This is a genomic window from Calditrichota bacterium (genome assembly GCA_014359355.1).
Lineage (GTDB): Bacteria > Zhuqueibacterota > Zhuqueibacteria > JANLFK01 > Oleimicrobiaceae > Oleimicrobium.
This window is the reverse complement of sequence record JACIZP010000315.1, coordinates 1-13,006: the sequence shown is the minus strand read 5'-3', so window position 1 is coordinate 13,006 and position 13,006 is coordinate 1. Positions and strand designations below refer to the sequence as shown.

The 13,006-nt window shown below is 62.2% G+C and carries 12 protein-coding genes; 1 reads left to right on the top strand and 11 read right to left on the bottom strand.

Annotated elements, in window-relative coordinates; genetic code table 11:
• The first annotated feature begins 405 nt into the window (after positions 1 to 405).
• Positions 406 to 1,368: a hypothetical protein gene (locus H5U38_13590; protein MBC7188052.1), complete on the top strand. Its 963-nt coding sequence runs from the start codon at positions 406 to 408 to the stop codon at positions 1,366 to 1,368.
• Positions 1,369 to 1,682: 314 nt separating this feature from the next.
• Here the strand turns inward: H5U38_13590 and H5U38_13585 are convergent, their stop codons facing one another.
• The 11 genes from H5U38_13585 to H5U38_13535 all read right to left on the bottom strand — a co-directional run.
• Entirely contained in the window at positions 1,683 to 2,393 is a 711-nt protein-coding gene (locus H5U38_13585; protein ID MBC7188051.1) for an SDR family oxidoreductase, read from the bottom strand.
• A gap of 37 nt (positions 2,394 to 2,430) precedes the next feature.
• A complete protein-coding gene (locus tag H5U38_13580) occupies positions 2,431 to 2,973 on the bottom strand; it encodes a flavin reductase (GenBank protein MBC7188050.1) in 543 nt (180 codons plus the stop codon).
• On the bottom strand, positions 2,970 to 4,967 hold the full coding sequence (locus H5U38_13575) for a DUF4954 family protein (GenBank protein ID MBC7188049.1): 1,998 nt from the start codon (positions 4,965 to 4,967) through the stop codon (positions 2,970 to 2,972). The genes H5U38_13580 and H5U38_13575 overlap by 4 nt, the downstream gene beginning before the upstream one ends.
• Before the next feature lie 11 nt (positions 4,968 to 4,978).
• Positions 4,979 to 5,788, bottom strand: coding sequence for a glucosamine-6-phosphate deaminase (locus tag H5U38_13570; protein ID MBC7188048.1), 810 nt, complete (start codon positions 5,786 to 5,788; stop codon positions 4,979 to 4,981).
• A 23-nt stretch (positions 5,789 to 5,811) separates the two neighbouring features.
• A complete protein-coding gene (locus tag H5U38_13565; GenBank protein ID MBC7188047.1) occupies positions 5,812 to 6,336 on the bottom strand; it encodes an asparaginase in 525 nt (174 codons plus the stop codon).
• Between the two features lie 288 nt (positions 6,337 to 6,624).
• Complete coding sequence (locus H5U38_13560) at positions 6,625 to 7,335, bottom strand: ubiquinone/menaquinone biosynthesis methyltransferase (protein MBC7188046.1); 711 nt, start codon at positions 7,333 to 7,335, stop codon at positions 6,625 to 6,627.
• Between the two features lie 83 nt (positions 7,336 to 7,418).
• A complete protein-coding gene (locus H5U38_13555) occupies positions 7,419 to 8,312 on the bottom strand; it encodes an LEA type 2 family protein (GenBank protein MBC7188045.1) in 894 nt (297 codons plus the stop codon).
• Positions 8,313 to 8,390: 78 nt separating this feature from the next.
• The gene (locus H5U38_13550) at positions 8,391 to 9,269 is read right to left on the bottom strand and encodes an A/G-specific adenine glycosylase (protein MBC7188044.1); all 879 of its coding nucleotides are present in this window, start codon (positions 9,267 to 9,269) and stop codon (positions 8,391 to 8,393) included.
• A 1-nt stretch (position 9,270) separates the two neighbouring features.
• Positions 9,271 to 11,481 carry a selenide, water dikinase SelD gene (gene selD / locus H5U38_13545; GenBank protein ID MBC7188043.1) on the bottom strand — a complete coding sequence of 737 codons (2,211 nt, stop codon included), beginning with the start codon at positions 11,479 to 11,481 and terminating at the stop codon, positions 9,271 to 9,273.
• Positions 11,482 to 11,693: 212 nt separating this feature from the next.
• The gene (locus tag H5U38_13540) at positions 11,694 to 11,969 is read right to left on the bottom strand and encodes a cupin domain-containing protein (protein ID MBC7188042.1); all 276 of its coding nucleotides are present in this window, start codon (positions 11,967 to 11,969) and stop codon (positions 11,694 to 11,696) included.
• Between the two features lie 33 nt (positions 11,970 to 12,002).
• Positions 12,003 to 13,006: C69 family dipeptidase (locus H5U38_13535; GenBank protein MBC7188041.1), on the bottom strand; the 1,004-nt coding region annotated here is incomplete at its 5' end.

Sequence of the window (13,006 nt, the reverse complement as noted above, 5' to 3'; positions counted from 1 at the left end):
GGCTCACTGTGAGTTTGCCCGTTGCGCTCAACCTACCGATTCTGGTTATGCAGGGAGTCGGGTCGTGAAAACGGGTGTGTTCGTAACATCGAGAAATCCACTCTATCTGACGGGTATCATTGTCTTGTTGGGCCCTGCACGGGCTTTGAACATAATTTTGGCTTGTAGTTGCGACCATTATTTGCCATCACGCCCTGCCACTTCCTGAGGAGAATTATCTCATGGCAAAGTTTGGGGAACGGTATAGAGATTGCGCCGCCGCTGCTCATAGGTGATTTACTGGCTATGGACGTTTTGCAACACCATGGATCACTTCAGGGCAAAGCGCCCCCCAACACCCCTATCCAGCCCACCCGCTACGCGGGCGACTGAAGCGCAAGCCGTTAGGCGGACCAGGAGGAAACGATGCCTAAGATTGAACTGCGAGGTGTAACGGAGCGCGACATCGATCTGCTCATCCTTGAGGAGCTGGTGGTGTCTCCGGAATTCTGTGATTGGTTCGTAACCAGGGTGGGGCTGGAGCGCCCGCAAGTGCTCGAGGGCGTAGCCCGCTCGGTGGTGACGTCAAAGGGCGAATCGGACCTCGAAGTCACGTTCTATCGCGAAGGGTGCCGGACGCGCGTTCTGGTCGAGGACAAGATCGACGCGGCCCTGCAGCCTCGTCAGGCCGAGCGGTACTCCCAGCGTGGTCGAGACTACATTTCGCGAGGCGAGTGCGACCAGATCGTGACTCTGCTGGTCGGACCGAAGTCCTACGTCGATTCAGTCAGCGGATTCCAGCGAAGGCTCACCTACGAGGACCTTGTGGAATGGTTTAGCGCAAGCGGTGACCAGAGGTCGATGTACAAGGTCCAGCTGATCAAGACAGCCATCACACGTGGTGAAAACGGGTGGAGGATGGTTCCCGATGCCGTAGCCACCGGATTTTGGCAGAACTACTGGAAGACGGCCTCCTCGATAGCTCCTGGGCTACGCATGCCCAGACCGGGTTCCAAGCCGGCAACCTCCACCTTCATCTACTTCAAGCCGCACCAGCTGCGGAAAGGAGTGAAATTGGTTCACAAGGTCCCCTATGGAAACGTTGATCTGCAATTCGATGGTCAAGCCGAGAACGTGGGACAATTCGTAACGCGGTTCCAAGCCACCCTCGACGCGGGGATGGCGATCGCCAGGGCCGGCAAGTCGCTCGTCGTCCGGATAGCGGTTGACCCGATATCCCTGGAATCTCGCTTTGCCGACGTTGAGCCCTCAATTCATGCCGCACTGCGCGCGGCTCAATCTTTGTTGCAGTGGTACGAGCGGCACGCCAGCGAGCTGCCGCCGAACATGGCGTTGAACCCGACGGGCGCTGACGCGCACGTAGGTTAACGCCAAGCCGTTGGGCTCAATAGGCGCACCCAAGGTCCGCGGGCAGCAAGAGTGGCGGGCGGAGGTGGGCAAGCTTGCGGTTGGGGTTTTCGGGAGGGCCCTCGGGCCTTGGCCCGGCGGCCGCTCACCCGCATGCTCCCAGGACCACGCCAAAGAAGAGGATCTCCATCAGGAGTCTGCTTGATTCCCCTCTGCACGCTGACACGCGGGGGCCAGCGGTTATTCGGCTTGAGCATGGAGACCGTTGCGGGTGCCACTTGCCACAAACAACTCCCGCTCGTGGTTCGCAAAGGCCCTTCATCATCCCGCGGTTCTTAGCCAAACACCGGAACGATCGCCCCGTGTATGTCCCGTGCCGCATCGGAGGCCAAGAAGAGAATCACCTGCGCTAACGATTGGGGGCTCACCCACTGGGAGTAGTCGGCATCCGGCATGGCGGCACGGTTGGCAGGCGTGTCGATGGTGCTGGGCACCACGGCATTGACGTTGATGTGCTGCTTCTTCACTTCCGCGGCCAGCGACTGGGTGAAATTGAGCACGGCCGCTTTGGCCGCGGCGTAGGCGGCAACCTTAGCCCGGCCCTGCAAGCCCGCCTGCGCGCCAACCGTAACGATCTTGCCGGAGCCCTGGCGGACCATCACCGGCACGACCTGCCGGCAGCAGAGGAAGGTGGAGAGGACATTGAGCCGCATCATCTGCTCCCATTGGGCCAGGGTGGTTTCTGCGACCGGCACCCCGCCTAAGAACCCACCCACCAGGTGCACGAGCACGTCGATGCGCCGGAACCGCCGGACGACCTCCTCCACCATCTTGGCTACACTCGGCTCTTCGAGCAGGTCGGCCTGCAGCCCACACACGGCCTGGCTCAGCTCGCCGAGAGCCTCCTGCAGCGCGGCGAATGACGTTTCCTCCCTGTATGGCACGACGACGGTAGCCCCCTGTTGCAGGAAGGCTCGTGTCACATGTTGTCCCAGTCCCCCGGTTCCACCCGTGACGATGGCGACCTTGCCCTTGAAGTCGTTCATGCGGGTAGCCCTCCGCTCTTTACGCCTTGGACCTCGCTCATTTCGCCTTGCAGGCGCGATAGTCGGGGCTGCCGCTCACGGCGAGGATCTCGCCAAAATAGACGCGGTGATAGTCGCCCCGAGGGTAGAGCGAGGCAATCCCGGCGTCGCCGAAGTGTTCAGGCGCCAAGTCGTCCCAGTACATTTTGCGGCATTCGAGGACCAAGTCGGCCTCGGCGTAGCATGGAGCGGCCACCACAATGGCGGGCTGCGGCGTCAACCCTGCCTCGGCGATCTTGTCACCGTCGCGCCCGGATTTGCTGCCGAGCAATTCGAGGGCTCCCCGGTATGCCTCGGGAAAGGCGCACAAGGTGAAGGTGGGGTAGCGCTCCATGAACCCGTAGGTGTAGCGAGAAGGCCTCACTACCACTTGCACGAAGGGTCTGTCCCACATTTGACCGATGCTGCCCCAGGCTACGGTCATGCAGTTAAAGTGGCCGGCCCGAAAATCCCCGGAAGTGAGCAGGAGCCACCTGTTCGTCCACAAGTCAATCGCCTTGAGGCAGAGGTCGTCCACATGGATGGGCACACGAGCGTTCATGCATTTCCCTCCGGGAGTGCCTCGACAAAGGGGATGAGCTCGGCGGCACGTTGCTGCACGGTCGCCGTCTCTGCTTCCACCTCTTTGACGAACTTGTTTTCCTCGTACTTGCCGATCACGGCCTCAAAGTCGCGATCGCGTTCGTCCACGCTGCCGTCCAGGCCATAACCGATGCGGCTGCGCTCGGAGAACTCTTTGCGCGCATCTTCCAGTACCAGGGCGTTGAAGCGCGCCACGCTTTCCTGCCACTGGCGTAGGAGATCGATGACCTGCGCCTTGCTGAGGCGGGTGAAGGCGGTGCCTGACCTCTTCTCGATGATGTCGATGCACCAACCCCAGGCGAGGCCCTCATAGTCTTCGTGCAGGGCCTTGAGGCGGGTGCGCAGCTCTTCCAGGTTGCGGACTTGGCCGGCAGTGACCGCGGCGATGAGCTGCTCCACGGTCTGTCGCGGGGCGAGCATCCCGGCCATGTCAATCCACCGGCCGGTGGCCTCGGGCTGGGGCCTGTGCAGGGCGGCGAGTAGTTCCCGATAGGAGCGGGCGTCGCGATGAGCCTCGAGACGCTTGGCGAGCTCTTCGCCTAAGTAGATGCGCACCGCCATTTCGTACTGTTCTATCGCAGGCCGTATCTTGGCGCGCTTGATGTGCACGCCCGCGTACTGGGCGAACGGCTGGTCTGGTGGCACTGTTGCCTCAAGTTCTGCCAGCCGTTCGATCCCCAGAAGGATGCGACCAACGGTGTACGGACTGAACAGGGCAAAGTTGATGAGGTCGCGTTTGTCCGGGTCGCGGCGCCGGTCGCGGCGGGGCCACTTGGCACTGTCGCGCCGTGTGCCCACCGTGCACAGGTTCATGGCGGGCATGAGCACGCTCTTTCCCTCTGCCTCCAAGATGTAGGAGAAGGGGAACTCGGACGTGTCAAAGTTCGCATAGTGCTTGCCGATGACGCCGGTAAAGGCGCCCACGCGGCAGGGCCACATCATGTAGGAGAAAGAGCCTGTTTTTGCGCCCCGTCCCAAAATGCCCTGGTGGACAGGGCCCAACTTGTACATGTGGTTGCTCTGGTTCGAGCCGCTGCCAGCGTTGTAGAAGGAAAACATGCCGGCGATGAGCAGGGTGGACTTGTGATGGGTGACGGTATACGGGCCGGCGAAGACGCTCACCGCCTCGCCGTGGAAGCACTCGCAGTTGGCGAAAAACCCGGAGTTCTCCGCCGAGAACTGCTTGCCGATGCGCACGCCCTGGCCCACAATGCACTTGTCCACGATTGCCGAACCGTCAATGTGTGCGCCGGAGAGGGCGATGAACTTTTTGGCAATGACCCCTTGGCCGATGAGAATCGGGTCATGCTCGTTGCTCGCTATGGTTCCTTCTTCGAGGAGCAAGGCGCCCGAGATTCGCGCATGCGGGCCAATGGCCACGTTGCGGATGGTGACGCAGTCGGTGATGCGGGCACCTTCGCCGACGGCGCCGCGGTCGGACTTGGTTGCGGCCACTTCCTGGTCGACAAGCTCGTACAGCTTGGCAATCAGCTCGTGGTTATGGCGGTAGGTGACGATGAGGTAGGCAATCTGGGCGGTGATTCCTTGGAACAGCGGCTTTTCCCGACCGCCTGCCTCGTTGAGCACCTCGATGCGCACGCCGTTGCCAAAGGTGGTCTCGCCGGTGACCACGAGGCAGCCCACGTTCTCGATGGCCACCCGGTCGGCTACGTCATAGCGGGCCAAGCTGCGCACGTCGGCGATGTAGCAGTCCTCGCCGATGGTGCAATCCTGCAGCGAGGAGCGATAAACCCCGCAGGGCTTGCGTACGCCTTCATGCAGGTCGAGCCAGTCGCGGAAGGCACCCAAGCGCACGCGTCCGGCAAAGGTGGTCTGCTGCACGCGGCGCGGGTCAAAATCGGGCGCCACCTCCACGGTGCCCCAGTCCTGGGCGCGGCAGCCTTGCTTCTCCAAGAGGCGAATCTCGGCGGCGGAGAGCTTGCGATAGGCCATGGCCGGACCCTCTACAACTCAGGCAAGGTAGCCAGCGCCTGCGCCTCGATGTCGCGGAAGTACTTGACGGTGCCCACGCGCAGCTCCATGGTCGCTTCCTCGTCGCAGGCGATGATGCCATGGGGGTGCAGTTGCAACATGGAGACGGTCCACATGTGGTTGACGCCCTCTTCCACGGCCATGCGCAAGGCCCGCGCCTTGGCATAGCCGCTGACGATGATCAACACCTCGCGGGCGTCCATCACCGTCTTGACGCCGACGGTCAGCGCCGTCTTCGGGACCTTGGTCACGTCGTTGTCGAAGAAGCGGGCGTTCGCCTTCCTGGTGTCCAGGGTCAGCGTCTTGATGCGGGTGCGCGAGCTCAGCGACGAGCCGGGCTCGTTGAAAGCGATGTGGCCGTCCGGCCCGATGCCGCCCAAGAAGAGGTCGATGCCCCCTACGCGCTGGATCTTGGCCTCGTACGCGTCGCACTCCTTTTGGAGGTCCGGCGCGTTGCCGTTGAGGATGTTGATGTTGCCGCGGGGGATGTCGATGTGGTCGAAAAGGTGCTCGTACATGAACCGGTGGTAGCTCTGCGGATGGTCCTCAGGGAGCCCGACGTACTCATCCATGTTGAAGGTGATCACGTTCTTGAACGAGACCTTGCCCTCCTTGTGCAGCTGCACCAAGTGCCGGTAGGTGCCGATGGGTGACGAACCGGTAGGCAGACCCAAGACGAACGGTTTCCGCTTGGTCGGTTTGGCGTGATTGATCTTGCTGGCCACATAATAGGCCACCCACTTGCTCAACTGCTCATAGTCATCGAAGATGAGAATCCGCATACGCCATTCCTCCTTTGTTGTTGCTAACAGTCTCCTCCCTCGGATTGAAGAGAGGGAGCAGGTGGCAGTTCTTCAAAGCGGTTCAGCTCAACGTTCTTGACGGTGTTCTCGGGACGAAACAGCCGTCCGTTCATGGCGATGTAGACGCCCTCGGGGAGAGTCTGCACGGCCATGATGGCGCAGCCAATGTTGAACACGGCGTCGGTGAGGCGGAAGCGCGCGGGCTGCATCGCGCCGGTGAGAACAATGACCTTGCCCGGGATCCCCCGTAACACGCGTGCCGTTTCGATCATCGTGTCGGTGCCATGGGTGATGACGAAGTGGCGGTGGGTGGTGTCGCGCACAATCGCTTCCCGGATGAGCTGGCGGTCCTCTTCCGTCATGTCGAGGCTATCCTTGCGCATGAGCTGTTCGATCTCATACTCCAGCACCACGTTAGCCTCTTTCAGGACCTCGGCGATCTGGGGGTCGCCCACCTGGAACTCGCTCTTCCGGTCGAAGTAGATCTTGTCGATGGTGCCGCCTGTGGTGAGAATCTTGATCTTCATGCTGATTTTCTCTACGCCTTCGTGCGGGAGGCGAGCGGAATTGCCTCGCCTCGGCCAGGGAAAAGAACCGCTGCTGGCGCCGCATTCACTTCCCGCGTTGGCACTCTCTGTGCCCAGCTCCTTGCCTGGGCCCAGGTTCGCTCCTTCCCTGCGGCAATCGCCAGCCGTCTCTCCGCAGGCCATTCGGCAGCTTTGGTGTAAATGCCTCCCCGCAAGAAGGGGTTAGCAGCTGCCACGAGTCAGCGTGCCCACGCAAGGTTTTGATTTTAGCAAAATCTATGTTGATTGTCAAGGGGAAAAACCGTCTGCTTGGGCATCGGGCATAGCCGCACCAGTGGCGACGAAAATCTTCGCCGCGCCAAAGGCCAGGTTCTCCATGTGCAGCACTGTGAACCCGGCCTGGGCGAGGAGCCGGCAGAACTCCTGCGGGCGAGGGAAGCAGAAAATGGAGTCGCACAGGTAGCGGTAGGCGCGGCGCTGCCCGGAAAGCAGCCCGGCAAGGTTGGGCATGACGTAGCGGCAATAGACCAGGAAGAGCAGGCGCAGGGCCGGCTTCTCAGGCACTCCGGCCTCGAGGACGACCAGCCGGCCGCCTGGCACCAGCACGCGCCGCGCTTCACACAGAGCCTGCAGGCGATCGGCAAAGTTGCGAATGGCAAAGGACATGGTTACCGCGCCAAATGAGCGCTCTTTGAACGGCAGGCTGTGAGCTTCTGCCTGAGAGAAGTGAGCGCGGACAGGCGGCCTGAGGGCGTTCAACTTTCGCCTGCCGCGCCCCAGCATGTCCTTTGCCGCGTCGATGCCGACGAGAGAGCGGGGCGGGCTACCCATCCTGGCCAGTGCCAGCAGTTGGTCACCTGTGCCGGTGGCGATGTCCAGCACCCCAAACTCGGCCAACGGTCCGCACCAGGTGGCTGCCGCACGACGCCAGCCTTTGTCCTGCCCAAAAGAGATGAGGCGGTTGAGCAGGTCGTAGCAAGGCGCGATGAGTCCAAACAGCCCTGGTGGCGGGCTCACCTCTCGCCTGGATCTCGATCCTTTGTCTGGGCTTGGGGACTGCTGCACCTCGGTTCTGCCTGCCTTCAGGGCGCGATTTGGCCGCTGTGGCTGAGGTGCAGTGCAGCCTCGCGCAAGAGATCGAGGCCGGTGCCCATCACCAGGTCCGCCTTCAGGTCGTACTTGACCGGCTGTTTTGAGGTCAAGGCCGAGAAGAGTGCTTGCCCCACTTTGACGAGGTCTACAGTGACCGGTACGGTAAAGTCGGCCGTCCCGTGCGCGGGGAGCTGGAGATTCTGGAGCACGCCGTTGGCCGGGACCTTGTCGTGCAGAGTGAGCGCATAGCTGAGCTGGTTGATGTTGAACCCCAGCGCGTTGGGGTTGCGCACGCGCACGCGGAGCCCTATTTCGGCGCTGGTTAGCCCGACCATCTTGGCGGTGAGGCCTTCAACCGTCAGCGCCGGTAGTTTGAGCAGCGGAACGCGGTGGCTCACGCTGATGGGTAGCTTCTTGCGCCCGAGAACCGGGAGGTCACACCACAGGTTCGCGGTTACTCCCAAGTCAGTGCTGTCCTGCGTGCGCAGGTTCTGCAGCGCGTCAAAGAGCTCGGCGAAGCGCAGCGCGACTGGGATCTCCACTACGCTTTCTGCGTTGCGCTGCACGGTCACTGCCTGTTCCTGAGTGCCAGAGAAAAGGGGCGTTCCCCCCAATTTGAGCTGGTAGTCGTACCCAGCCAAGGTCAGCGCCACTGCATTCGGGTTTTGCACGCCAACCTGAACGGCCAGGCCCAGTTGCTCGAAGGAAAGGGAGGTCAGACGCACCCCTTTTACTGCTGCGGTGGGCTCCTTGACGCCGATGGTCTTGAGGGCCGCGCAGCCGCTCAGCAGGCCTGAGGTGACCAGAACTGCTATGCCTGCTCGTCCTGCCCAGGCTCTCCATGCGTTCGCGATCCAGAACCGAGCAGCTATGTCTCTGTACATGGCCGAACCCTCCCTATTGATTCCAAGTTTCCTCGAACCTGGCTCTTGCAAGGTCAGCGCGCGTGCGCAGCCTCGCAGTCAGCGTAGGCGGAGCCGACCATCCTCCCGTGCGGCGAATCCCTCGTGCACTAAAGCGTCGGCGATGCGTGCCACACGCTCCTCCGGCTGCTGCAACGCAGCGGCGAGGTCTACTACCGTCAACTGCTGACCGGCGAGAAGCAAACGCAGCACTTGGCCCCGCACCTGGCGATCGGAGCCGGCAAAGCGGCTCTGTGGTCGATACGATGCACTGCGCCGAGAGAGGTTGCCCGTCGTCTTCTTGAGCATCACTCCGTAATCCATCAGCGCAGAATACCAGAGGCGGGGGTTAGTTCTCTCCAGCGTGGCAGCGACCAAAGGAAGTATCTCCGTATCCGGCACCTTCTCTTTCAGCGGGAAGAAGAAATGGATGAACACGGTGCGGATGTTAGTCTCGACAAAGACCGTCGGCATGTTGAACGCAAAGGCGCAGATGGAAGCTGCGGTCGCCGGTCCTATGCCCGGCAAGGTCGCCAGCAGGGCCTCGTCGCGGGGGAGTGCTCCGCCGTGGTCTTGCACGAGCAATTGAGCCGCACGGTGCAGGGCGAGCGCCCGCCTGTTGTAGCCTAACCCCTGCCAGGCAGCCACCACGGCAGCAACCGTGGCGCCGGCCAAGGCGTGCAGCGAAGGAAACCGGGCGATGAACTTCGGATAGATGCGCAGCACGCGCTCCACCTGGGTCTGCTGCAGCATCACCTCGGAGACCAGGATGTGGTAGGGATCCGTGGTTCGTCGCCAGGGTAGATCGCGGCCGTGGCGGCGATAGTAGCTCAGGATGAGCTGCTGAAAACCGGCCACCTGCTCCGCAGAAAGCCGCGCGCCAGATCCGGTGCTGGCCCTCGCATTGCGAGGTTGTGGGCAGGAATTCTCTGCGCTCATCTCATTGCACTGCAATAACGGCGCCCTCTCCCCGCTCGCGGACCCTTCCCACGATGGCGGCCGCCGCCACACCGCGTTGGCGGAGCTCTTCCAGCAGGCGCTTCGCATCCGCTTCAGGTACGGCGATGAGCAGCCCACCCGAGGTCTGAGCATCGTTGAGCACAAACCGCTGGATCTGGGAGACATGTGAAGCATAGCTCACCTGCGGCGCGGTGAAGCGAGCATTGTCCTTGCTCCCGCCTGGCACCACGCCGGCGGTGGCCAGCTCCACTACCCCGGGCAAGAGGGGAACTTCCGCGGCAAGGAGCTCAGCCGATGTCTGCGAGCCGTTCATCATCTCCAAGAGGTGGCCCAGCAACCCGAAGCCCGTGACGTCGGTGCAGGCATGCACGCCCACGGCTCTCATGGCTTCGGCGGCCGCTCGATTCAGTTCCACCATGGTGCGGTAGAGCAACTCGGCCTGGTCCTTGGACAAGAGTCCCTGTTTCAGCGCCGTCGAGAGGATGCCGGTGCCCAAGGGCTTGGTCAGAATGAGGACGTCACCAGCTCTTGCGCCGCGGTTGGTGACGACCGCGTGGGGGTCCACCACCCCAGTCACGGCCAAGCCGAATTTCGGTTCGGTGTCGTCCACGGTGTGCCCCCCGATGATGGCGATCCCCGCCTCCTCGGCCACTGAGGAGGCCCCGCGCAGGATGTCCTGCAGCACTTGTAACGGCAAGCGATTGCTGGGAAAGCCCACCACATTGAGGGCAAAGAGCGGCCTGGCCCCCATCGCGTAGATGTCGCTCAGGGAATTGGCCGCGGCGATCGCTCCGAACTGGAAGGGGTCGTCCACTACCGGGGTGAAAAAGTCGACGGTCTGCACCACCGCGGTGTGCTCGTCGATCTTGTACACCGCGGCATCGTCAGAAGTCTCCGGGCCGACCAGCACGTTGGGATCGGTCGGCAGAGGCATGCTGCGCAGCACGTGCTCTAAGAGCTGTGGCCGGAGCTTGCAGGCGCACCCCAGCCCATGGGTGAAGTGAGTCAGGCGTACCTCTTCGCCAGCAGAGACTACCACGGGTGTGCGCGCTGAGAGCCGTTCCACTACCGACACCACTTGTTCCACCGCCTGGTCGATTTCCGCCGCGGTGGTGTAACGTCCGGTGGAGAAACGGATGGTCCCCATAGCATAGTCAGTGGGCACGCCCATGGCGCGCAGCACGTGAGAGATCTCCACGCTGTCGCTGTGGCAGGCCGCGCCAGCCGAAGCTGCCACCCCTGTGAGCTCCGCCAGGATGGTATTTGCTTCAAGACCAGGAAAGCTGATGCTTGCCGTGTTGGGCAAGCGCTGCTCAGGATGGCCGTTGACGCGCAGCTGCGGCACGTGCTCGGCGAGCTCCTTCTCCAATCGGTCGCGCATGGCCCGCATGTGTGCCGCGTAGGTCGGCAGATGCTGCTCCACCAAGGCGCACGCCTCGCCGAGCCCCACGATCTGCACCACATTCTCCGTGCCTGGTCGGCGATTCAGCTCCTGCCCGGCGCCGTGCATGAACTTGGCAAGGTCGACGCCGGTGCGCACATAGAGGGCGCCCACTCCTTTAGGCGCGTACAACTTGTGGCCAGCCACGGACAAGAGGTCCACTCCCAGCTCGTCGACCTTCACGGGGATCTTGCCCACGGATTGCGCGCAATCGCTATGCACCAGCACGCCGTGGCGATGGGCGACCTCCGCGATGGCTGCAATCGGCTCTATGGTGCCCACCTCGTTGTTGGCATGCATGATGGTCACTAGCACGGTCTGCGGTGTAATGGCCTGCTCGACCTGCGCCGCATCCACTAGGCCGTACTCGTCCACCGGCAGATAGGTGACCGTAAAGCCCTGGCTCTCCAAGAACCGGCAGACCTCGATCACTGCCGGGTGTTCCACCTGCGAGGTGATGATATGGTTTCCCTTCTGCCGGTAGGCGTAGGCCGCGCCGAGGATGGCCATGTTGTTGGATTCTGTGCCGCCGGAGGTGAAGATGATCTCTTCTGCCCGGCAGCCGAGCATGGCGGCTACCTGTGCCCGGGCGCGTTCGACGCCCTTCTTTGCCGCTACTCCGTAGGCATGGGCGCTGGATGGATTGCCAAAGTGGCGCTGGATGTACGGCAGCATCGCTTGCGCCACCGCCGGGTCGATGGGGGTGGTCGCGTTGTAGTCGAGGTAGATTGGAAGGCGCTCTGCGCTCATGGCCATCTCTTCTGCGGATGTGGCCGACTCACGCCCTGAGGTCGCCGTTTGTGCCGAGACCTACTTCGCATGGAGCGAAAGCCCTATTCCACCGGCCGCGCGAGGACTTGCACCAAGCGGCCTCGAAGGCGGCCTTACCGGCTGGCTAAGGGCGAGCCGGTCAATTCTTTGCAAACTCGTTCAAGAGCCGATCGGCATAGTGCGTGGCGAGTTCATCCGAAGCGGTAGTGCTTGCGCACGTCCTTGTGGATCTTCCAGGTGCACGACATCCCTTGCGGGAAGACAACCAGATCTCCCTTGCCAATCTTCACCGGCTCTTCGCCTTCGGGGGTGACGGTCACCTCGCCTTCGAGAAAGTAGCAGGTCTCTTGCTCGTCGTAGAACCACGGAAACTCCGAGGCCTCCTTCGTCCAGATGGGCCACTCTTTCACGCCCAGCTTCTCCAAGGTCTCTGGAGGAGGATTGTGGGTGACGGAAATCTTGCTCATGTGTCCTCCGCATTGCTCCTTGGTGGCAACCGCTCACTTTGGCACGCGATAGCGATCGCCGCTGTCGCGCACGATCTGCCGGTACCAGCTCTCCGGATAGCCAGGATGCTTCACATGCCCGAGCTCGTCCTTGACGTTGCCGTCCAGGTATTTGTAGATGAGGAATTCGCCCAACTTTTTCCAGCGCGCTACGGTCGCCTCGGCTTCGCGCACCGAGTACTGGGTCAAGTAGTCGACCGCCAGTCGCGGCGAAGTCTGGTACAGGGCCAGCGCTGCTTTTTCCACTTCCGGCTGTGCCGCAAGGAACTTGCCCTCCAGTTCCCGCTGCACCTTTTGAATGTCCTGGATCATGTCGCAGTAGCGGGAGTAGGCATAGTTGGCGACAAAGTTGAACACCCAGAAGGCAGAGTCCCAGCTGAACTGGTCAAAGGAGCCTGTGCCCACCGCGTAGCTTTTTGGCACTTCGGTGATGCCGCAGTAGATGGGAACGTAGACGGTGCTGTAGGTGTCGTCTACGCCGAACCAGAACACGCCGCCTATGGGGTTAGGCAGCCAGGAGCGTGCCTGCGCGATGAAGGAGAAGCCGGTCTGTTGGGTGGAGATGGCCCGCTCGTTGAAGTAGCGAACGCTGTCGACCATCCAGGTGAGCGGGCGCCAGCGGTAGGGCAGACCGAAAGGCCCTGCGCCCACCCCCACGGAGAGGTCGAACTCGGTCCGCTCAAAGTGGTCGCGCATGAGCTCCATGACGTCGCGCACACTGAGCTTCTTGTCGGGCTTGATCCACAGCGGCAGCGGCTCGGCGCTCACATCGCCGCGCACATAGTCCAGCGCAAAATGCTGCGAAGGGGCAGCACGCCGGAAAAAGCTCCACACGCGCGCCTCGCAGAAGCGCAGCGCGCTAAAGTCAGGAGGGGCATAGGCCTCGGCAAAGCTGAACTCCTCGTCCTTGCCGCTGAAATAGCCCTTTTCCCGTGCCAAAGAGATGACATCCTTGGCGTACAGGCAGTTTTCCTTGTCGTTGAGCGGAAACCGCCGGA